General features: G+C 49.7%; 22 protein-coding genes. 16 read left to right on the plus strand and 6 right to left on the minus strand.

Annotation, left to right across the window (positions count from 1 at the left end; translation table 11 throughout):
• Window positions 1-30 precede the first annotated feature (30 nt).
• The 6 genes from Q1A54_RS15430 (at window position 31) to Q1A54_RS15455 (ending at window position 7,742) form a co-directional block, all read left to right on the plus strand.
• Window positions 31-708, plus strand: coding sequence for a hypothetical protein (locus Q1A54_RS15430; protein WP_299990034.1), 678 nt, complete (start codon window positions 31-33; stop codon window positions 706-708).
• A gap of 180 nt (window positions 709-888) precedes the next feature.
• Window positions 889-3,822 (plus strand): DEAD/DEAH box helicase, encoded by a 2,934-nt coding sequence (locus tag Q1A54_RS15435; RefSeq protein WP_299990036.1) that lies wholly within the window; start codon window positions 889-891, stop codon window positions 3,820-3,822.
• A 433-nt stretch (window positions 3,823-4,255) separates the two neighbouring features.
• Entirely contained in the window at window positions 4,256-4,666 is a 411-nt protein-coding gene (locus Q1A54_RS15440) for a hypothetical protein (protein WP_299990038.1), read from the plus strand.
• A gap of 137 nt (window positions 4,667-4,803) precedes the next feature.
• Window positions 4,804-6,300, plus strand: coding sequence for a 1-hydroxycarotenoid 3,4-desaturase CrtD (gene crtD, locus Q1A54_RS15445; RefSeq protein WP_299990040.1), 1,497 nt, complete (start codon window positions 4,804-4,806; stop codon window positions 6,298-6,300).
• Window positions 6,293-6,976: a carotenoid biosynthesis protein gene (locus Q1A54_RS15450; protein WP_299990042.1), complete on the plus strand. Its 684-nt coding sequence runs from the start codon at window positions 6,293-6,295 to the stop codon at window positions 6,974-6,976. Before crtD ends, Q1A54_RS15450 begins: the two co-directional genes overlap by 8 nt.
• A gap of 157 nt (window positions 6,977-7,133) precedes the next feature.
• Window positions 7,134-7,742, plus strand: coding sequence for a TetR/AcrR family transcriptional regulator (locus Q1A54_RS15455; RefSeq protein ID WP_299990044.1), 609 nt, complete (start codon window positions 7,134-7,136; stop codon window positions 7,740-7,742).
• Between the two features lie 87 nt (window positions 7,743-7,829).
• Here Q1A54_RS15455 and Q1A54_RS15460 read toward each other — a convergent pair whose 3' ends face one another.
• The 3 genes from Q1A54_RS15460 to Q1A54_RS15470 all read right to left on the minus strand — a co-directional run bounded on the left by Q1A54_RS15460 (window position 7,830) and on the right by Q1A54_RS15470 (window position 9,166).
• Entirely contained in the window at window positions 7,830-8,072 is a 243-nt protein-coding gene (locus tag Q1A54_RS15460; protein WP_007659864.1) for a hypothetical protein, read from the minus strand.
• A 3-nt stretch (window positions 8,073-8,075) separates the two neighbouring features.
• Window positions 8,076-8,396, minus strand: coding sequence for a thioredoxin family protein (locus tag Q1A54_RS15465; RefSeq protein WP_196116695.1), 321 nt, complete (start codon window positions 8,394-8,396; stop codon window positions 8,076-8,078).
• A gap of 146 nt (window positions 8,397-8,542) precedes the next feature.
• Entirely contained in the window at window positions 8,543-9,166 is a 624-nt protein-coding gene (locus tag Q1A54_RS15470) for a DUF3365 domain-containing protein (RefSeq protein ID WP_299990047.1), read from the minus strand.
• Window positions 9,167-9,352: 186 nt separating this feature from the next.
• Here Q1A54_RS15470 and prfA point away from each other — a divergent pair, with 186 nt between their 5' ends.
• The 4 genes from prfA to Q1A54_RS15490 all read left to right on the plus strand — a co-directional run bounded on the left by prfA (window position 9,353) and on the right by Q1A54_RS15490 (window position 13,154).
• Window positions 9,353-10,429, plus strand: a complete 1,077-nt coding sequence (prfA, locus tag Q1A54_RS15475) for a peptide chain release factor 1 (protein ID WP_196116699.1) — start codon at window positions 9,353-9,355, stop codon at window positions 10,427-10,429.
• 149 nt (window positions 10,430-10,578) lie between these two features.
• Complete coding sequence (locus tag Q1A54_RS15480) at window positions 10,579-10,980, plus strand: hypothetical protein (RefSeq protein ID WP_299990049.1); 402 nt, start codon at window positions 10,579-10,581, stop codon at window positions 10,978-10,980.
• Between the two features lie 137 nt (window positions 10,981-11,117).
• Complete coding sequence (locus tag Q1A54_RS15485; RefSeq protein WP_299990051.1) at window positions 11,118-12,488, plus strand: hypothetical protein; 1,371 nt, start codon at window positions 11,118-11,120, stop codon at window positions 12,486-12,488.
• 240 nt (window positions 12,489-12,728) lie between these two features.
• Entirely contained in the window at window positions 12,729-13,154 is a 426-nt protein-coding gene (locus Q1A54_RS15490) for a secondary thiamine-phosphate synthase enzyme YjbQ (RefSeq protein ID WP_299990053.1), read from the plus strand.
• Window positions 13,155-13,167: 13 nt separating this feature from the next.
• Here the strand turns inward: Q1A54_RS15490 and Q1A54_RS15495 are convergent, their stop codons facing one another.
• The 3 genes from Q1A54_RS15495 to gpmI form a co-directional block, all read right to left on the minus strand.
• Complete coding sequence (locus Q1A54_RS15495) at window positions 13,168-14,661, minus strand: M43 family zinc metalloprotease (protein WP_299990055.1); 1,494 nt, start codon at window positions 14,659-14,661, stop codon at window positions 13,168-13,170.
• Window positions 14,662-14,797: 136 nt separating this feature from the next.
• Window positions 14,798-15,391, minus strand: a complete 594-nt coding sequence (locus tag Q1A54_RS15500) for a hypothetical protein (RefSeq protein ID WP_299990057.1) — start codon at window positions 15,389-15,391, stop codon at window positions 14,798-14,800.
• On the minus strand, window positions 15,375-16,907 hold the full coding sequence (gpmI, locus tag Q1A54_RS15505) for a 2,3-bisphosphoglycerate-independent phosphoglycerate mutase (protein WP_299990059.1): 1,533 nt from the start codon (window positions 16,905-16,907) through the stop codon (window positions 15,375-15,377). Before gpmI ends, Q1A54_RS15500 begins: the two co-directional genes overlap by 17 nt.
• 318 nt (window positions 16,908-17,225) lie before the next feature.
• Between gpmI and Q1A54_RS15510 the strand changes: the two genes are divergently transcribed.
• From Q1A54_RS15510 to Q1A54_RS15535, 6 genes are all read left to right on the plus strand, one after another.
• A complete protein-coding gene (locus Q1A54_RS15510) occupies window positions 17,226-17,648 on the plus strand; it encodes a DUF4783 domain-containing protein (RefSeq protein ID WP_196116722.1) in 423 nt (140 codons plus the stop codon).
• A gap of 66 nt (window positions 17,649-17,714) precedes the next feature.
• Window positions 17,715-18,572 (plus strand): carboxylating nicotinate-nucleotide diphosphorylase, encoded by an 858-nt coding sequence (gene nadC / locus Q1A54_RS15515; RefSeq protein WP_299990062.1) that lies wholly within the window; start codon window positions 17,715-17,717, stop codon window positions 18,570-18,572.
• 51 nt (window positions 18,573-18,623) lie between these two features.
• The gene (locus Q1A54_RS15520; protein WP_299990064.1) at window positions 18,624-19,205 is read left to right on the plus strand and encodes a hypothetical protein; all 582 of its coding nucleotides are present in this window, start codon (window positions 18,624-18,626) and stop codon (window positions 19,203-19,205) included.
• Window positions 19,206-19,306: 101 nt separating this feature from the next.
• The gene (locus Q1A54_RS15525) at window positions 19,307-19,606 is read left to right on the plus strand and encodes a hypothetical protein (protein WP_196116728.1); all 300 of its coding nucleotides are present in this window, start codon (window positions 19,307-19,309) and stop codon (window positions 19,604-19,606) included.
• A gap of 174 nt (window positions 19,607-19,780) precedes the next feature.
• A complete protein-coding gene (locus tag Q1A54_RS15530; protein WP_299990067.1) occupies window positions 19,781-20,515 on the plus strand; it encodes a class I SAM-dependent methyltransferase in 735 nt (244 codons plus the stop codon).
• Between the two features lie 6 nt (window positions 20,516-20,521).
• The gene (locus tag Q1A54_RS15535; protein ID WP_299990069.1) at window positions 20,522-21,277 is read left to right on the plus strand and encodes a ZIP family metal transporter; all 756 of its coding nucleotides are present in this window, start codon (window positions 20,522-20,524) and stop codon (window positions 21,275-21,277) included.
• The last annotated feature ends 31 nt before the right edge of the window (window positions 21,278-21,308 follow it).

Below are 21,308 nucleotides of genomic sequence, written 5' to 3' on the forward strand. Positions count from 1 at the left end.
CGCCCTTTTTCACGCTTCACGCTACTTGTCTTGAGAGCTCTTCCACTGTTTTCTTTAGTCCTTCTGTTTGGCTGCTCTTCAGTCGAAACCGATACCTCGACAGAAGAAACTGCAGCAGGTATAGCGCCGGCCGAAACAGAAGTCCATACCGTAACTCGAAGCAAAGTCCCTTTTTTGTGGCGTGAGAAGGTATACGATACCAGCCTGCAGGACTCTATTAGCAGCATCACTATTGATCAGAAGCTGGCCGAGGAGCTGACTGATGCCGAGCGGGCAGCGTTAGGCTATGTTGCCACCTTTATCGGCAGTGAGTGTGACTGGGATGGCAAAGTGGACCCGGAATTCAGCAACCTGAAATGCAAGGCCCTCTCTGCATTGAAGTTGGGTTACCAGTGCTCCAACGAGCACCTGGGCTTTCTGCAGCACTGGTTCCGGAACGACCAGGAAGTGCTGGCACAGTTGGCTTCCTGCCCCCGTATACCTTTTACTGCTTCAAGCCAGCAATCTTTCAATTATATATACCTATCTAGCCAAGGCGATACGATCAAAGTGTGGTTCAGCGCAGGCGGTGTGAATCTGCCTATGAATGCTGCCTGGGAGTGGACGGAGGAGAATGTTTTCCTGGCTCAGGATGATGCGATCAGCATGGTAAGAGCAGATAAATCGGAGGTGATCAGAAGCGAGCTTAAATTTGACGAGGAGTTTTAAAGCGCTATCTAATATATGATTAACGCTATATATTGAGATTAAAAGTCTTTAATGTGTTATTGCGTGTAATTATATACTGAAAATATAAAAATAGTTTGATTTGCGGCGGTAATTTCAAGAGTGCAAGGTAGGAAATCAGGAGTTTTGGGAGTAAATTTGAAGTCCTAAAATTGTACTTGTATGAAAGTATACACCACACAGCCGTTTCAGGTAATCTATTCGTTGTTTGAACACGAATACCTGGGATACCTGTTCGAATCTTTTGTGGTGCAGATCAATACCAAGGGGCAGCTGACTTTACAGCACCAGAATATTTCTGCCAAAAACGCCGATGAATTTGCTTCCCGTCTCGATGACAAAGATTTCAAGCTAATTGCTTTGATCGATCAGATCCAGCAGGACGCTGTACTGAAAAAGTTCTCTCCCAAGAAGCTATCCCCTGCTGATTTCTTCCTGAAGGTATACGACCCAGAAAAGGGCGATAAAAACATGCAGGAGGCGATCAGCCATTACATACAGGTGCGCATGGGCAAAATTCTGGCAATGCTTGAGGACCGGCGCACATTCATTATGGGTAAAGACGGTGACCCTGCCTGGAAAGAGATTCAGGTGGCGGCTGACAAGGCGACTGTGCGCTTTCACTTACACCGAAACGAAGACAATACCCACTACTACCCTACCATCAAATACAAAGGCGAAAAGCTGAACTTCCAGTACCGCAATGCTGCCCTGATCTGCTACGAGCCTGCGTGGCTGATGCTGGATGGGGTGGTTTATAGTTTTGAGAATGGTATTGATGGCAAAAAGCTACAGCCTTTCCTGAATAAGAAGTTTATTCTGATTCCGCGATCGGTAGAGGAGAATTACTACCGTAAGTTCGTAACCTCCCTGGTGGAGTCCTTTGACGTGAAACCAAACGGCTTTGAGATCAAACCGCAGGAGTTTCGGCCTAAGCCTCATCTGAACTTCTCTGAGATCAAGTCGGCTGAGGTGTCTGCGCTGCTGAGCAACGGAGGCAGTGAGGCGAGCAAAGTGGATAAGGCTGCCGCTGCCGACAAGATACTGTTTAACCTGTCGTTCAGGTATGGCGACCACATGGTAGAGGCCCAGGATGCCAAGCGCATCAGTGTGAGCATGGAAAAGACGGAGGATTCCTACATTTTCCATAAGCTGATACGTGATGCAGTGCACGAAAAGCAGTACGTAAAAGAGCTTGCCAATCGTGAGCTGGAAGTGAAGAATGGGCAGGCTGTGCTGGATAAAGGCGCTGCTTTCTCATGGCTCAACAACAACCTGCAGGCGCTGGAGGAACTAGGGTTTACGGTGGAGCAGTCTGAGAAAAGCGGTAAAAACTATTTTATAGGTGAGATCTCTGTAAATGTAGGTATAACCGAAAACAACGACTGGTTCGACATTTATGGAACGGTGCGTTTCGGCGAATTCGAAATTCCTTTTATCAAGCTCAAAAACCATATCCTGACCCGCAACAACGAGTACCTGTTGCCAAACGGGCAGGTGGCCATTATACCTGAAGAGTGGTTTACGCAGTATATTGAGCTGTTTGCCTTTTCGGAGGGCGAGCACCAGCTTACGCTGCGCAAGCACCACATGGCACTGGTGAACGACCTACAGAACGGTAACCTGGCGCAGGTAACAATGACGCGCAAGTTGGAGAAGCTGCGTGAGTTTGACGAAATAGAAGACAAGCCTTTGCCAGCTGGCTTCCAGGGCGAGCTGCGTCCTTATCAGAAGGCAGGATACAACTGGCTGCACTTTGTAAAGGACTACAAGTTTGGTGGCTGCCTGGCTGATGACATGGGCTTGGGTAAGACCGTGCAGACCCTGGCTATGCTGCAGCACCGCAAAGAGAACGGCGCCGAATCGGCCTCCCTGCTGGTGATGCCAACTTCACTGATCTACAACTGGCTGAACGAGGCGCAAAAGTTTACCCCGGAATTGCGCATCCTGACTTACACGGGCACTTACCGTGACAAAAACGTGGAGCAGTTCAAGGACTATGACCTGATATTGACCTCCTACGGCATAGTGCGCCTCGATACGGAACTGCTCAAGACCTATTACTTCGACTACATCATACTGGACGAGTCACAGGCTATTAAAAACCCTGACTCCAATACTTCCAAAGCAGTACGATCACTCAAATCGCGTCACCGCCTGATCCTGACAGGTACGCCGGTTGAGAACAGCACCATGGACCTGTGGTCGCAAATGTCGTTCATCAATCCGGGTTTGCTGGGCAATCAGCACTTCTTCCGAAATGAGTTCCTGAAGCCGATCGAGAAGGAGAAGGACGAGCACAAGACACGCCGATTGCATGCGCTGATCAAGCCTTTTATTCTGCGCAGGCACAAATCGCAGGTGGCTCGCGAGCTACCGCCTAAGATTGAGCACACCACTTTCTGCAAAATGACAGAAGAGCAGGAGCATGCCTACGAAGAAACAAAGTCGTATTACCGCAACAAGATCCTGACGAACCTGGAGGAAAACGGGCCGGGCAATACCCAGTTTATGCTCTTGCAGGGTCTGATGAAGCTCCGCCAGATTGCCAATCACCCTTCCATGACCGATCCAAGCTATGAAGGCGAGTCGGGTAAGCTGAAAGAGGTGATGCGCATGACCAAGAATATAGTGGCCAAGGGGCACAAAGTGCTTATCTTTAGTCAGTTCGTGAAACATCTGGAAATCATACGGCAGGTGCTGAATGAAAAGGAGATCACCTACGCATACCTGGATGGCAACACCAAAAACCGCCAGCAACAGGTAGAGCTTTTCCAGAATGACCCAAGCATACAGGTGTTCCTGATCTCGCTGAAAGCCGGTGGTGTGGGCCTTAACCTGACCGCCGCTGACTATGTGTTTATCCTAGACCCGTGGTGGAACCCGGCCGTTGAGGCGCAAGCTGTGGACCGTGCCCATCGTATCGGGCAGCAGAACAAGGTGTTTACTTACAAGTTCATCACCAAAGACACTGTGGAGGAAAAGATCCTGGCCCTGCAGAACCGCAAGATTCAACTTGTAACCGATCTGATCAGCACGGATGAAAACATCATCAAGAGCCTGACAAAAGAAGATATTGACAACCTATTGAGTTAAACAATTGATTGTTAAATTGTTGAAGGTTAAATTGTTGGTTCGATAGCGAATGATTTTGCCAAAGCCGCAGCATGATCCGTGTTGCGGCTTTTGTTTTAGAACAGGTATAAACCTTTGGGGTAAAACTGGGTTTGAGTGAAAGATATGCTCGTACCACCTAGGGGCGTTGCAATTTATCCTTTCTGTCATTCTGGAAGAATCTTGGTCGAATTTACTAAAGGCTTATCATCCCTCCGCCCAGGTTTCTTTCTGAATGACAATGATTTTAAAGTATGCTTTTTTAGAATGAAACGACCCTCCCTCATGAGGATAGTTTTTGGAGAATGAAATAACCCTGCCCTAAAAAGAAAGTTTAGCCAGAGAACGAACAATTTAACCATCAACCATTTAAAAAATGCGCCTCCACCTGAAGACGATAGTACAGCAAGACTTTATGAGCGTTTTTAATGCTTTTGACGAGCAGCTGTTCCGGGAGTTGGCTCCACCCTACCCGCGGCTGAAGCTGTTGCGGTTTGATGGCAGTGCTCCTGGTGACGTGGTGGAGGTAGAGCTACAGACAGGGATAAAAGCCTTCCGCTGGACCAGCCTGATCACGGAGCGGGAGATAACGGATACAGCTGCCTGGTTTGTGGACGAAGGCCAGGAAATGCCCCCGCCCCTCCGCAGCTGGCGACACAAGCATTTGGTTACAGAGCTGGGCAGCGGCGCCATGATACACGATATCATTGACTATAGCTCAGGGTATAAAGCCCTCGACTTGCTGCTGTACCCGCTCATGCTGGCTGGCTTTGGCATGCGCAGGCCGGTTTACAGAAGGCTATTCAGACAAGTAGAGCTTGGCTGAAGCCTCAGGTATAGACAAGCGCCGGAGGTATAGGTCCACAACGGGATCAGCCCTATAGTAAAGAGTCAAATCATTAAAACCTTTGCTATACCCTTTCAGTTAAGTGCAGAGAAGAAATAATCTCCTTAAATTAGAGTATGACAAAAGCGGCCATCATCGGTTCAGGTATAGGGGGCATCGCCACGGCTATCAGACTGGCGGTGAAAGGCTATGATGTGACGGTATTTGAGGCCAACGCTTCATTTGGGGGCAAAATGCACCAGTTCGACCTGCAGGGCTATCGCTTTGATGCAGGGCCTTCGCTGTTCACGCTGCCGCACCTGGTCGACGAACTCTTTACTTTGGCTGGTCGCAACCCTACCGATTATTTCACCTATACCCGCCTCGACCCGATCACGCACTACTTCTGGCCTGATGGCAGCCGTCTGAGAGCCTACGCCGATGCCGAGACCTTTGCGAGTGAGGCAGAGCAACAACTGGGTGTAAAGGCGCAGGATGTACGGGATGTGCTGGCCAAAAGCGCCCGGCTTTATAAAGGGACCGCTGATACTTTTCTGCACAAGTCGCTTCACAAGGCCAGTACCTATCTGAGCGCCGATTTGCTCAAGGCGCTGGGTTGCCTGTCTGACCTGGGGCTGACGACAACTATGCACGACGCCAATGCCAGACTATTTGATGACCCTCGTTTTGTGCAGCTGCTTGACCGCTTTGCCACCTATAACGGTTCAGACCCTTACCAGGCGCCGGGTACGCTCAACCTGATTCCGCATCTGGAGCACAACATAGGCGCTTTTTACCCGAAAGGAGGCATTTATAGCATTGCCGCTAGTCTGGTAAAGTTGGCTGAGGAGCTGGGTGTAGCCTTCAGGTATAACGAGCGGGTGGAGCGGATAATCACCCAAAATGGCAAAGCAACAGGTATAGAAACCAGCTCGGGCAGGTATAGCGCCGAGGTAGTGGTGAGCAATATGGATGTGGTGCCGACTTACCGCCGCTTGCTGCCCGACCAGCCTGCTCCCGAGCAAACGCTACAGCAGCCGCGCTCCAGCTCTGCATTGATCTACTACTGGGGTATAGCTCGTGAGTTTCCGGAGCTGCACCTGCACAACATCTTTTTCAGTCAGGGCTATAAGCAAGAGTTTGAGCATATTTTCCGGCTCAAGTCCATCAGCCCGGACCCGACCGTGTATGTGAACATCACCTCCAAAATGGAAAAGAGTGATGCCCCGGCAGGTTCTGAGAACTGGTTTGTGATGGTGAACGTGCCGCACCACCAAGGGCAGGACTGGGAGCAGCTCATCAGCACTACCCGCCAGGCCGTGACTGATAAGCTGAGCCGCATGTTACAGACAGATCTGCAACAGGTGATTGCCTGCGAACAAGTGCTGGACCCGCTGCTGATCGAGCAGCAGACTTCGTCGTATGCAGGGGCGCTCTACGGCAGCAGCTCCAACAACCGCATGGCGGCATTTCTGCGGCACCCGAACTTCAGCTCTAAACTCACGGGGCTTTACTTTTGCGGGGGCAGTGTGCATCCTGGGGGAGGCATACCACTCTGCCTGCTTTCTGCCCGTATAGTAGGAGATCTTTTGCCTGTCGTAACACCTGCTAACAAATCTAAACAGCATGCCTGATACCACTAAAACATACCAACCGGCTATACCTTTGCAAGAACGGCTTAAACCCTATGCTTTTGGCATAGCTTTAGGTGTGTTGGCTATTTTTCATGCAGTAGGCTTCTGGGGGCTGATGTTTAGTGGCGAACCCGAAAAGTTTCAGCGGCTCACGCCCATGAACCTGCTCCTGACTAACTTCCTGCTTTTTTCCTTTCATAGGCGCTGGAATGTAGCCTTTATACTCTTTGCGGTTACAATCATGGCAGCTGGTTTCTTTGCAGAGGTGTTAGGTATACACACTGGCTTACTGTTTGGGGACTATGCTTATGGGGAGTCTTTAGGTATAAAAGTGCTGGACGTGCCGCTATTGATCGGGCTTAATTGGCTGATGCTCGTTTACACTTCGGGGCATTTGGTGAATACGGTGCAGCTGCATTGGCTTGCCAGAGCTGCGCTGGCTGCACTGCTTATGGTTGGGCTCGACTTCTTTCTGGAGCCGGTGGCTGTGGCTTTTGACTTCTGGGACTGGCATGGAGGGCATATTCCATGGTCTAATTACACAGGGTGGCTGGGGTTGTCTTTCCTGTTTCAGGTTTATTTTCAAAAAGCCCCTATCTACAAGCATAACCGACTGGCGCCTTACGTTTACTTGGTACAGGCGGTGTTCTTCATCAGTATCTGGACCTTGCTATAGGCCTACCCGTAACAGATTAGGGAATAGCTTGTAAGGCGCCTTGCATTATGTTACATTTGCAAGCTTTAAAATACAAGTTAATATATACATCAAGCATCTAACTGCGTATTGAGTACATACCTATTCCATGCACAAGCTTGATGACTTACCCTACTCCATGACTTTTTTAGAAACCATATTAGGTGAACTCTTGCAGATCTTTAAGCAGGAAGGTATAGAGGCAAACTCAGATGCAGATCTGATCAGGAAACTTGACATCCGTCAGTCAACTTTTCAGGAGCTTTTCTCGGGCCGCGAGAATATGGTGAAGCAGGTGATCCTGTACGATATGGAAGTAGAAAACAGGAGGCAGATGGAAATGCTCTCCAAGGCTACGAACCCTGTAGAGGAAATTATGCTGCTCCTGCAGGATGGTATCAGGTCTATCAAGCAGGTAAACCCCATTTATATCGCAGATCTGCAAAGATACTCGGAAGCCTGGCAGTTGAGCATGCAGAATGTGATCGAGAATAACCAGCATATAAATGCTGAGATTCTGAACAGAGGCATACTGCAGGGGTACTTCCGCAAAGACATTAACCTGCAATTGGTTACAAAGATCATTCTGGAGCAATTCTTCATGATGATCAACCCAGTATCATTTCCGCCTGAAAAGTATGATTTGGCAGAAGTGTTCCGCAGCATCTACCTGTACTATGTGCGTGGCATTTGTACGGACCTGGGAGGAAAACTGGCAGAATCATATTTTGCAAAGAATAGCATGTAAACTGAAAGCATACTACAAAAAAAAGCATCAGGCCCCGAAACAATGCGCTTCGGGGCCTGATGCTTTTAGAGATTATCAGTTATAAGCTTAGCTGATAGAAACGCGCACCTTTTTCGTGTACTCACGCAGAGCCGTCTTGAAATCGACGCCATTGTCGTTCATGTAGTTCAGGATCCAGGCAGCAGCTATCACGTGTGTCAGCTGTTCGCCTTCGTCATCTCCTTCTACTTCAATGGCAAGCGGCTGCTCCTCCATCAGGGCCTCTTCGGCAGCCGTCAGGTTTTCCAGCGACTCAGTTTCTACCAGTTTCTTGATTGCGGGTATCTTCATTTCTTAAACAGTCAGTTTGTTGATCAGATCACGTACAGCTTCTTCTTTGCTGGCAGCCACTGTGTCAACCAGTTTGCCACTCTTGAAAACGGCAAAGAAAGGGAGGTTGGTCACACCAGCGAGTTTGCGGGCCTCAGGGCTTGTTTCAGCGTTAACGTCCACGAAGGCCACGTTGGCAAAAACTTCTTCGTCAGACATGCGCTTGAACTTAGGCGAAAACAAACGGCAGCTGCCGCACCAGTCCGCGTAGTATTTCACTACCACGTTTTGGTTTGAGTTGAGTACGTTATTGAAATCGTTATCGGTTGCTACTATTACAGCCATGTTATTCTTTTTATAAGATTAAACATCAGATCAGGTATTGCCTAATCATACTAGGTGCAAAGTTAAATGTTTCAGACCAAAGATGCAGTGATGTTTGTCACCATTACACGGTCGTCCGGGCTAAAACAGCAACCCAGGAGGATTGTTTAGCGGGGACGGCGGCTTTTCTTGGGTTGGTCGTTAAGGTAGGCCACTAGGTCCATTTTATCGAATGTAAGCTCCCACATGCCCATTAGATCACCTCTCCTGTAGCCAATGGCTTGGTCCTGTGGGTATTTTTCTTCGATCAGAGCGTAGTCGGATTCGCTGATATCCTGTCCCACCGTGCCATGGCAGCTGAGGCAGCTCTCGTCGCGCAGGTAGATCGGGGAGGTATAGCGAATCGCTTCATTGGTCAGGGCCTCAACCTTTGACGCACGCTCCTGCCTACTGCTATACCTGGCCAGCACCTGGGCTGTGGCTCCTTTGGCTTGGTTTTGGGGGTTGCGTGGTTGCTCGCTGAAGCGGCGCGAAATGGCGCCAAACTTGTGCTGCAGCGCTTCTACTTCCTCGTAGTTCTCAGGTTGGCAATAAGGTATGGCCGCCTCCACTCCGCCCTGCGCAAGGTGTTCGGTCATGCGTTGGACGTGCAGGCGCTGAGCCACTACCACAATAGAATCGCCATGTTTCAGGGCGGCATTGAGGATGTCCTGCTGGGTGAGGCGCTTGATTTTGTGACGCTCCAGTTCCTGTGCGATTTCCTTTCCCCCTTCTATGGGTTTTACTTTCACATCGCAGCTTGAAACTAACAGGACTATACTTAGGGTTATGATGGCAGACAAAGAGCGGCTGTTGAACATCTTTCAGAGCAAATTTGTATTAAGATAAGCTAGAGATAAACCCATTGCTTGATACTTATGTTTTATTACTTCAACGCCAATTTAGTATCTTTGCAGCTATAAAACCATAACAGAACGATGTTAGATAAATTAGAAGCCATTAATCACCGGTTTGAGGAGGTAAGCCAGCTGCTTATCCAGCCTGATGTGGCCAGCGATATGAAGAAATTCAAAGCGCTGAATAAAGAGTATAAAGACCTTGACAAGATAGTAGTAGAGTATAAGAAGTACCTCAACATCCTGAGCAACATCGACAGCGCCAAGCAGGTGATTGCGACGGAGAAAGACGAGGAGTTCCGTGAAATGGCCAAGGAGGAATTGGATGAACTGATTCCACAGCGTGAACAAATGGAAGAGTTGCTGAAAGAACTGCTTATCCCGAAAGACCCGAACGACAGCAAGGACATCATTATGGAGATCCGTGCTGGTGCCGGTGGCGATGAGGCTTCTATCTTCGCTGGGGACCTGTACCGCATGTATACCCGCTTCGCTGAGAAGATGGGCTGGCGCACCGAACTAATCGATGCCACTGAAGGCACATCGGGCGGTTACAAAGAAATTATCGTGGGCATGTCCGGTGAGGACGTATACGGCAAGCTCAAATTTGAGTCGGGCGTGCACCGTGTGCAGCGTGTGCCTGCCACTGAAACGCAGGGCCGTATCCATACCTCGGTTGCCTCGGTAGTAGTGCTGCCAGAGGTAGAGGAATTTGACATCGAGCTCGACATGAACGACATCCGTAAGGACCTGTTCTGTTCTTCAGGCCCGGGTGGTCAGTCAGTGAACACAACTTACTCAGCCGTTCGTCTGACGCACTTACCTACTGGTTTGGTGGCCCAGTGCCAGGACCAGAAGTCGCAGCTGAAGAACTTTGATAAAGCGCTTGCTGTATTGCGTTCCCGTATCTACGAGCAGGAACTGGCCAAAAAGCTGGAAGCCGAAGGTGCTCAGCGCAAGAGCATGGTAGGCAGCGGCGATCGCTCCGACAAGATTCGTACTTACAATTACCCGCAGGGCCGTGTAACAGATCACCGTATCGGTTATACCGTATACAACCTGCCTAGCGTAATGGATGGCGGTATTGAAGATTTCGTGGAAGAGCTGCGTATAGCAGAAAACTCCGAGCGTCTGAAAGAAGGTGCCACTGCGGAGTAATCTGTCAGTGTAAAATATATTTAGGAATGTGGTGCAGCCGAAAGCTGCGCTGCATTCCTTTTTTTGTTTTAACTTGGTGAATGCTTCAGCAACTAGGTTTAGATGAACGGTTTCTGTGATGACCTGCCATTTAAAAAAATATATAAGAGGTGAAAGAGAGCATCGATGCATTACATGTAGAAATTATTCATGTGAATTACCTTGATGAATATGAAGGTATGGTTCGGTTTAAGACTGAATCAAGTAATGTGTATGATGCAATGTTTTGGGGGAATACATTTGAACCAGGCGAAAAGAGAAATTTAAAGGTTAGTCAATTGGGCCAGCGTTTCAATTGGGAAAAAACTTTTAGCTTGAATCCCTTTAAGGAAAAGAAATTAGAAAAGTTGGAAGATGGCCCGGGCTATATCGGGTATGGGCAAATTGAGAAGCTAAATCCTGTAATAGGGTGTTTCGGGGATTTTCAACTTAACCTAGGCAACTGGACTAGTGATGAACGTGTCATTAACGAGTATATTTATTGGCGAATTGACCGTTTAGAAGTCAGTTGATGTGATAGCACCAAAACAAAGCAAAACAAAAAGTGGATTAAGGTTATGCCTATTGCAATAATGAGGAATTTGAACTTCAGGTATAACAACAACAATTAACCATTTAGCCTTACAGTAATTTAACCTCCAATATCCATTTGAGATACCTCCTCGCCATATTGCCCCTCTTGTTCCTGCTCTCAATGGTAGGTTGCGAGCCGAAAGAGGAGGTCGTGACCAACGACCCGGATGCGATGCTGCGCTTTTCGGCAGATACGGTGCTGTTTGATACCGTGTTTGTAACGCAAGGCAGCGTCACCCGGCGCCTCAAGGTATACAACCCTCAAAAGAATGCCGTGCGCATCAGCAGCATCAGTCTGGGGGACGCTAATACCTCTCCTTATAAACTGATCATCAACGGACAGGAAACCCCGATTGCAAACAACCTCGAGTTGCGCGGACAGGACAGCCTCTATGTGCTGGTGCGGGTGAACATCAATCCGGCTGATCAGAACCAGCCTTTCCTGGTAGCTGACTCTATCTTGTTTCACACAAACGGGAACCAGCAAAATGTGAAGCTGGTAGCCTATGGGCAGGATGCGGTGTTTCATCAGAAGGGGGTAATCGGAAATACCATCTGGGCAGCAGGCAAACCGCACGTGCTGCTCGACACGGTGCTTTTGCGCGAAGGAGCGACACTGACCATTGAGAAAGGGGCCCGCATTTTTGCCACAAACAAAGCTGTGTTGCTGATCAACGGTACGCTGCAGGTCGAGGGCACGCCGGAGGAGCGGGTTACATTTTCAGGTATACGACGCGAACCAGCCTATGTCAGTGCGCCGGGTCAGTGGGAAGGTATACGCATCCTTATAGGCAGCCAGAACAACACCATCCGCTATGCAGACATTCGCAACACGATACGCGGCCTCCGGATCGGCAATCCTGGGAAAGGCGGCACCCTGGTAGAGGGATGTGCGATACAATATGCCTTCCTCGACGGCATCGTGGCTTTCACATCGGATGTAAAAGTAGTGAACACCCTGATTCAGAACTGCGGGCAATACAGTTTTGGAGGCTTAGGTGGAGGCAACTACGAAATACTGTACTCTACCATTGTCAACTACCAGAACCAGCTGCAGCGCGAAACCCCTGCCTTTGTAGTTGCGGACTTTATACCTGGCACCGAGATCCGGAACCAGCCCACGCAGCTGCGTCTGGTCAACAGTATCGTGTATAGCGACGGCTCCAGCTACGCAAACGAGGTGCTGCTGGAAGGTGATATATCCGCTGAGGTAGCGCACAACATACTTCGCACGGAGGCTTATAAAAACACACTCAACATTAACGGAAACCTGCTCAACATTGATCCTAAGTTCAAAGATGTCCGCAAACAGGACTTCAGGCTCGATACGCTCTCCCCTGCCAGCGGTGCTGCCCTGCCCCTGCCAGGTATAAGCAAGGACCTCAAAGGTGCAAATCGCAGCTCCGGCAAGCCCGATATGGGTGCCTTTGAGCGGGTAATTGATTGAGCGAGTAATCTGATTTTTGAATGAGTGTTGGAGTGAAGGAGTGAATTTTTAATCAGAAGGGCGGCGATTGAAGAAGCGCCGAGATTTTAAATAAGTTTACTCAAGTAGTGCATTTCCGTATGAATCATAACAATCGAATCATTCAGAAGGTCACACAAAAAAACACTGTTCAATCGCTCAACCAAAAATCACTCATTCACTAAATCAAAGCCAATCACTCATTTACAACTCAAAAAAGACATGTGGTTTCAGAAAGAGATACGCTTACCTGCCGTAAAACGAGGTTTTCACTTGATCACCGACCTGCTGACAGCACAAGTGCCTGAGTTGGAGAACTACAGAGTGGGGCTGGCGCATATTTTCATCAAGCATACCTCTGCCAGCCTTTGCATCAACGAAGATGCGGACCCCACCGTGCGGCAGGATTTTGAAAGCCACTTCAATCACATGGTGCCTGAGAATGCTCCCTATTACCGTCACACCATGGAAGGCCCTGACGATATGCCTGCGCACCTGAAGGCTGCCTTACTGGGTAGTTCTGTTACAGTGCCGATTTCGGATGGGGAGTTTAATATGGGAACCTGGCAAGGCGTATACCTGTGCGAGCATCGCAACCATGCCTCTAAACGCACAGTAGTAGTCACCCTACAAGGCGAAGGATACTAAGGTATAGCCACCGTTACTTTACAATACTCACTTTGGTAACCGCGATGCCGTTGGTGCTGGTTGTGCGAAGCAGGTACATACCGGCCGGCAGGTGTTGCACATCCAGTCTGATCACTCTCTCTGCTACCTGTTCGCGCAATAGTACCTGCCCGTGGCGGTTTATTAGCTCGACCTCCTGAATTTGCTGACGGGCTGCCTGCTCCAATATGATAAAGCCTTTCGCCGGATTGGGATATACCTTCACTTCGTCAGACGTCACGTAGATGTAGTCTTCTTTGGTGAGGGTATGACTTGAGTTTCCGTTGGAGGTGGTGAGGGTGACGCGGTACCTGCCCGGCCGGTTATACCTGACAGTGGGGTTCTGGGCTGTGGAAGTGGCCGGTGTGCCACCCTCGAATTCCCATTGCCATTGCGTGGGTTTAAAGCCAGCAAAAGAACCCAGGAACTGAACCTGATCGCCGGGAGCCAGCAGGGTATCCTGAGGCTGAGCGGTGCTGAAGCGGGAGCGCAACTCACCGGTGCAGGCCGTAGACTCAAACATATATCCACGAGCTGACTGCAGTATACCTTGCATGTAAGCGCTCTGGCCTTTGGTGAAAAGGCTCATACAGGCATCGTCGGAGTAATCCATGTAGTTTTGCCACATGTTGCCATAAGGGCCATTGTTACAGGATACTTCTATCCCGTCAGGGCAGCCATCAGTCTGTGTGAACTGGTTGGGCGTGTCGTCAATGTCATCGGAGTCGTTGCAGGTCATCCCATTCCCCCAGATGTGCTTCAGGCCCAGCCAATGTCCTACTTCGTGCGTAGCGGTGCGTCCCCGGTTATAGGCCCACAGGCTGTTGTTGAATGGAGTCGCTCCCACTGTACGATAGTGCAGCACCACTCCATCACGGTCGGGTAAGGCGCTGGGTGAGGAAGCGTATCCGATGCTGCTGGTGCCCAGATTACCTATCCAGATGTTCAGATACTGTTTTGTATCCCAGGCATCGAGGCCGCCATTAGCCGTGGACTTAATCTGATCCGAAAAATAGCTGAAGCTCTCTTTGGTAGTTTGGGTACGGGTGATGCCTGATGTCGGATTACCATTCGGGTCTACTATGGCCAGGCAAAATTCGATGCGGGTGTCAGCGGCAAAAGGCCGGAAGTAATCGGGTGTATTGGTAGTGTCCGCATTGAGACGACGAAAGTCCTCGTTCAGGACGGCAAGTTGCGAGAGCACCTGCGCATCGCTGATGTTTTCGCTTCCGGTTTTATAGACTACATGGAATACCACCGGTATGGTAATGGTGGCCTGTTGCATGGCCTGCCCGGCCGGGCGCTGGCGCATGAGCTGCTGTACGGCCTGCTGCGTTCTTAAACTCCGCTCCTCAAAGCCAGGGTCCTGTCGTTTTAAAATCTCCAGGTATGCCTCTGTGCTGCAGCCACGGCCTTGTTCGGTTGTTTGCCCAAAAGCAAAACGAACAAAGGCAAGACTTAGAAACAGGGTCAGGGTAAAGACACGCATACACACAGATCAAACAGGCATCAAAGAGCACAAGCGCAGATAAAGTGCGTAGCTTGAGCGGCTTAGTAGAGCAATATACGCAATTTAACCCTTAAGTATGAAATCAGGCAAGAGGAAGCTACTTGTACAGGTATGCTTACAGGTTGGCATCAACACGATAGCGAAGCGAATCTCCGAAAATAAGCTTCTGCACACCCTCTACCCGGTAACCAGACAAATTACCAGATCCTGGCTCTGCAGTCAGGCTGATGTTTCTTTTAGAGTAAAACAGTAAGTTCTCTTCCAGCACCACCGCTTCGAGGCGTTCCAGCTTCTGGAACGGCGACACCGTAAGCTGGAGGCGTTCTACAGGGGCGGCTGCTTCGGCATCTTTTGTGAAAATGCTTACTGTGCTGCCATTAGGCAAGGTATGACGCTCCTCTCTGTAAAAATCGCGTAGGGCAGGTCGGCTCAGATCTACCTCCTGAAAAATAGCAAGTTCTTTCTCCCAATCCATCTCCTCCATCTGAGCGGTTTCAGTAGGCTGCCCTTTGGTGATAACCGACTTCAGCACAGGCGGCTGTTCCCGTTGCAGGCGGGCAGTCTGCTCTTGCAGGTAACCAGTCAGATCATAGGCCGGCTCTTTCCCATCCGCAAGCGGCGGTGTAGGACGCTCACAGGCCACTAGTACAAGTAGCAAGGCAAATAGTCCGATGATGCGATAGCTGCTCAACTTATTGCGCTTTCTCAAGAAGTGATTCGCCGGTCATTTCTGCTGGCTGCGCTATACCCATCAGGTCCAGTATAGTCGGGGCCATATCGCCCAGTTTTCCTGGCCTTAAGGTGCCTTTGTAGTCATTGCTTACCAGTACGCAGGGTACCAGGTTAGTGGTATGGGCCGTGTTCGGTGTGCCGTCCGGGTTGATCATGAAATCAGCGTTGCCATGGTCCGCTATCACAATCACGTCGTAGTTGCTTTCCAGTGCTGCATTGATTACGGCTTCGGCACAACGGTCTACCGCTTCGCAGGCTTTCACAGCGGCTTCAAACACACCGGTATGGCCCACCATGTCAGGGTTGGCAAAGTTGAGACAAATAAAGTCAGCTGTTTTCTGCTGGATCTCCGGCACAATCGCATCACGGATCTCGTAGGCGCTCATCTCCGGCTGCAGGTCATAGGTGGCTACCTTCGGAGAAGGGCACAGCAGACGCTTTTCGCCATCAAAAGGGAGCTCACGACCACCAGAGAAGAAAAAGGTGACGTGCGGGTATTTTTCGGTCTCGGCAATGCGAATCTGTTTGCGGCCAGCTTTGGCCACCACTTCGCCGAGAGTATTGTTCAGGTTATCTTTTTCAAATATGGCATCCACGCCTACGAAAGTCTCATCGTAGTTGGTCATGGTGATGTACTGCAGGTTGAGCTTGTGCATATTTTGCTCAGGGAAGTCCTGCTGCGTAAGTGCCTGCGTGATCTCCCGACCACGGTCGGTGCGGAAGTTAAAGCAAATCACCACGTCGCCGTCTTTGATGGTGGCGATTGGCTGCTGATCGTCGTTTACTTTTACAATAGGCTGAATAAACTCATCTGTAACGCCTGCATTGTAAGAGTCCAGGACTGACTTGATGAGGTTTTGCGATGGTGTGCCTTTGCCGTGCACCAATAGGTCGTAAGCCAGTTTCACGCGCTCCCAGCGGTTATCGCGGTCCATGGCGTAATAGCGTCCGATCACCGAAGCAATGGTGCCGGTTGTGTTTTCGAGGTGCTGCTCCAGGTCATTGATATACTTCACGCCTCCCTTCGGATCTGTGTCGCGGCCATCCATAAAGGCATGAATGTATACCTTGTCCAGGCCATAGTCGAAGGCGGTTGTGCAGAGCGCCTTGAGATGCTTTATATGGGAGTGCACGCCACCGTCTGATAGCAGACCGATCAGGTGTACGTCCTTCTTGTTTTCCTTGGCAAAGGTATAAGCGCCAGCAAGTGCCGGCATGGCAGCCAGTTTATGCTCTGCGATGGATTTATTGATACGCACCAGGTCCTGGTACACCACACGGCCAGCGCCAAGGTTCATGTGGCCTACCTCTGAGTTTCCCATCTGCCCCTCCGGAAGCCCTACTGCCTCGCCAGAAGCCTGCAGCGTCGTGTGCTGGTAGGTCTGAATGATGTGATCGTAGAAGGGCGTGTGCGCCTTATGAATAGCTGAAACCTCTGGGTTGGTAGCGATTCCCCAACCATCCAGAATCATGAGCATTACCTTTTTATCCATAGTGCAAATATAAGATAATCTGTGGTGCCTTATGGCTTATATGGCTGATTTATGCATTGGTAATGGGACGCCTCGCCATAAATGCTTAAATTGTAGCTGATGCCGGGAGTCATGTCCTGCATAGGACTGTAGAGAACAGCGTGGCAGCTGTCGACCTGGTGAATAAAAAGCTACACCGGATATGCGTCTGTAACGGCAGATATATTAATCCCGTTACATCGGTAAATATTGATTATTCCTAATAAATTTGGGACCTTGCTTAAGACTTTTGTTGGCATAGTTTTAGCTGATACGAGGACGAGATTACTTACACACCTTATGAAAAACTTTAAAAACATTGCTGTAGTACTTTTCTTAGCTTTTGTCACTTCCTTATTTGCATCTGGCCAGGCCCTTGCTCAGAAAGATGTATTTGACGGGGTGGAGGCTGCCATGCGTGCAGGATCGGCTAAAGATTTGGCCCGGCACTTCGACAGCAAGGTAAGCTTGTCGTTTGCAGATGAGAAGGCCACTGACTACAGCAAGACGCAGGCGGAGTTTGTAATGAAGAATTTCTTCAGCAAAAACCCGCCTACAGGTTTTGCTTACAACTTCCCGACTCCGAGTGAGTCTGTTCGGAAAGACAAGCGTTATGTGATCGGCACCTATACGCATCGCAACGGTTCTTATACCGTTTTGATCCGTGTGAAGGACGCAGGAGGCAAATTCCTGATCCATTCTGTCGATTTCATAAAAGATTAAGCAGATAATAGTGAGATTTTTAGCAAGGCTCGGGATATATACCGGGCCTTTTTTTATTTTTGCACCGTGAAAGCATCATACCTGACAGAACAAAGCATAGCCGAGTTTATATCCAGGGCCCTGGCCGAAGATATAGGCGATGGCGACCACTCGTCGCTGGCCTCTATTCCGAACGATGCCCAGAACCAGGCAAGACTGCTGGTGAAGGGTGACGGCATACTGGCTGGCGTGGAGCTGGCTGGTTACATCTTTAAGCAAGTAGACCCGGAGCTGCAGGTGGAAGTACTGCTGCAGGACGGTGCCGAAGTGAAGTTTGGTGACATAGCCCTGACCGTAAAAGGCAAGGCACAGTCCATCCTCACGGCCGAGCGACTGGTATTGAACTGCATGCAGCGCATGAGCGGCATTGCTACCTATACCCATTACCTGAATTCGCTGATTGCCGGTACGAAGGCTAAGCTACTGGATACCCGTAAAACCACACCGAACTTCCGCATCATGGAAAAATGGGCAGTGCTGATTGGCGGCGGCGTGAATCACCGCTTCGGCTTGTTCGATATGATCATCCTAAAGGACAACCACGTGGATTATGCCGGAGGTATACGCGAAGCCATAGAAGCGACGCAACGCTACCTCAAAGAAAAAGGCAAGGACCTGCGCATTGAGGTGGAGACCCGCAACCTGGAGGAGGTGAAAGAGGCGCTCGAGACCGGCGGTATTCATCGGATCATGCTCGATAACATGACACCGGAGATGATGAAGGAGGCAGTAGCACTTATCGGCGGCCGTTTCGAAACAGAAGCATCAGGCGGTATTACAGAAGCGACTATTGCGGAGGTGGCCAAGTGCGGTGTTGACTTTATATCGGTAGGAGCTTTGACGCACTCTATCAAGAGCATGGACCTCAGCCTGAAGGCTTATTAATTGAACTTATACCTGCTCCATGGGGAGCGGGCGCTTATATTTTATTTTTTTATGCAACAAAATCAACGTTACCGGATGCAGTCAAATGCTGCTCCGAATGCCATTCGCACCAAGAAGTACCAACTGGAAAAAAATACTTTTACAGGTATAGCCCTTGCGAAGGTATGGCGCAAAGATTGGTGGATGGCGCTTATACCGCTGGTGCTTTTCCTGCTGCCGGCTGTGTTTAGCTTTTCCTGGTGGTGGGTAGCGGGTGCTGTTCTGGTTACCCTTATTTTTGTGCTGCTCCGTTCGGCTCAAGTGATGGGTGTAACGCAAATGGAGCAGGGCAATCCGCTGTTTGAGAAATTGAGCTACGAGATCGACTCCCGCCAGATCATCCTGAAGCGTAACGAGCGCGAGGGTATGACCCTGACCTGGGATATGATTGGCTCTGTGGAGCGTAAAGGCGAGTCGTACGTAATGTGGCTCAAGCCACCAACCGAGGCCCAGCTGCCAGGCGGCTGGAAAGGCTGGCTGGCTAAGACATTCCAGGCACCGGTGTTTGTGATGCTGCCTTTCCGCATCTTCAACAACCCGAACGATATCAAGTTGCTGGAGTCGATGCTGCGCCGTAAGGAGTTGATCGCTTAGTTACTACAGAACCTACGCCTGTATACCTACCGTAAGAATAGATTTGCTACTGCATTGTGTAGTAGTGCTTTATAATAAAGACTTATAACCTAAAAATAGAGATGAATAAGAACGTACTTGCAGTATTTTCAGCAGTTTGTGGCCTGGCGATGATTTCATGCGACACGCCAAAAGATAACAGACCAAGCGGTAAAGCCTCTGTAGACTATGTACAGCCTGGCACTCGCAGCACTAACAATGTGTCTGACATGGGCGGTGAGGATCATACTGTGCATACTGATACACACGGAGGTGAAAACATCATGCCTGACAGAGATTTGGGCGGAAACACCATCCAGCCAGGCGACAGCATCCGTGAAACAGAAGAAGTGAACTCTCCTGCCGGAGCTACGAAGCGATAGTTCTGCGTAAAAAAGCTAAGACCTGCCGTAGCTGATAATCAACAGCGACGGCAGGTTTTTTTATGACTTTTGCTTTACAGGCAAAATGGCTATACCTGGCCTGCTTGGTTGCGTATACCCATGTTCCAAAAATAAAAGGTATATTTGCACCCTTATTGCATTTTCATTGCTCCTATGGCCCAACAGGAAGAGTGGTTCAGCACTTGGTTTGACTCCCCTTACTATCACATCCTCTACAGCAACCGCGACGACCGCGATGCCCGGCTGTTCATGGACAACCTGCTGGCCTACCTGCACCCCAAACCACAGCACAAAATACTGGACCTTGCCTGCGGCAAAGGCCGTCATTCACTTTACCTCAACCAGCTGGGCTATGATGTGACAGGTATAGACCTGTCTGAGAAAAGCATCGCCTATGCCCGGCAGTACGAAAAGGAGCACCTGCACTTCGACGTGCACGACATGCGAGAGGTATACAAGCCCGAAAGCTTCGATTTTGTGCTGAATCTGTTCACCAGCTTTGGCTATTTCGAGAGTGAGACAGAAAACGTGGTGGCCTTGAAGGCTGCGGCAGCTAACCTGAAGCACGGTGGTAAACTGGTGATCGACTTCATGAACACTGACCGCACCATTGAGCGTTTAGTTGCACATGAGCAAAAGGAGGTGCAGGGTATTCTGTTTGATATCAGTCGCAAGGTGGAGCACGACTTCATTGTGAAAACCATCCGGTTTGAGGATAAAGGACGGAATTACTGCTTTGAAGAGCGTGTGCGCGCATTGCGGCAAGAGAACTTCATGGAGTACTTCAGCATTGCCAAGTTGCGTTTGGGGGAGGTATTTGGTGACTACAAGCTGTATCCATTTGATCCGGAAAAAAGCGAGCGAATCATTTTCGTGCTAAAAAAATAACGCGGTATGATCATAGCTATACTTGTGCTCTTCTTCACGGTGGTGCTCTCGAGCTTCCTCGTCAAGGTGTTTCCGCCAGATAACAGTCGCTGGCTAAAGATGGCGCTGGCTTTTAGCGGCGCATACCTGTTCACGATCACAATCGTTCACCTGCTGCCTGATGTGCTGCTAGGTAACCCTAATCCCCATCGCGTAGGGTATTGGGTGCTGGCCGGCTTCTTTCTGCAATTGGTGCTGGAGCTGTTTTCGCACGGTGTGGAGCATGGGCACATGCAAACCAATCATCACAGCCATGGGCATGTAGGTTCAATGCCCTTTCTGCTGCTTGGCTCACTATTCATACATTCTTTTCTGGAAGGAAGTATACTGGTGGAGGGGGGCGAACGCCACGTGGGGCACCATCACACGGGCGAGAACTTTTACGCCGTACTGCTAGGTATAGCCATACACCACGTGCCGGCTGCCTTTGCGCTGATGTCGGTGCTGATGTCGCGTATCGGCTCTTTTCGTAAGGCCTTTTTGTGGCTGCTTATCTTTGCTATAGGATCTCCGCTAGGTATACTGGTAAGCAACTACATCATAAAGGACAACATAGGTGGTGAGGCAGTCTTTACTGCGCTTACAGGTTTGGTGGCTGGCAACTTCCTGCATATTTCCACTACTATTCTCTTCGAGACAAGCCCTGATCACCGCTTTAACCGGAACAAGCTGCTGGCAACCCTTGTCGGGCTAGCGCTGGCGCTACTCACCGACTTGTTATAGCGCAGGTATAAGCGTGGAAGTTTAAGCCTCT

Origin of the sequence: uncultured Pontibacter sp. (assembly GCF_947502515.1) — a bacterium.
Lineage (GTDB): Bacteria > Bacteroidota > Bacteroidia > Cytophagales > Hymenobacteraceae > Pontibacter.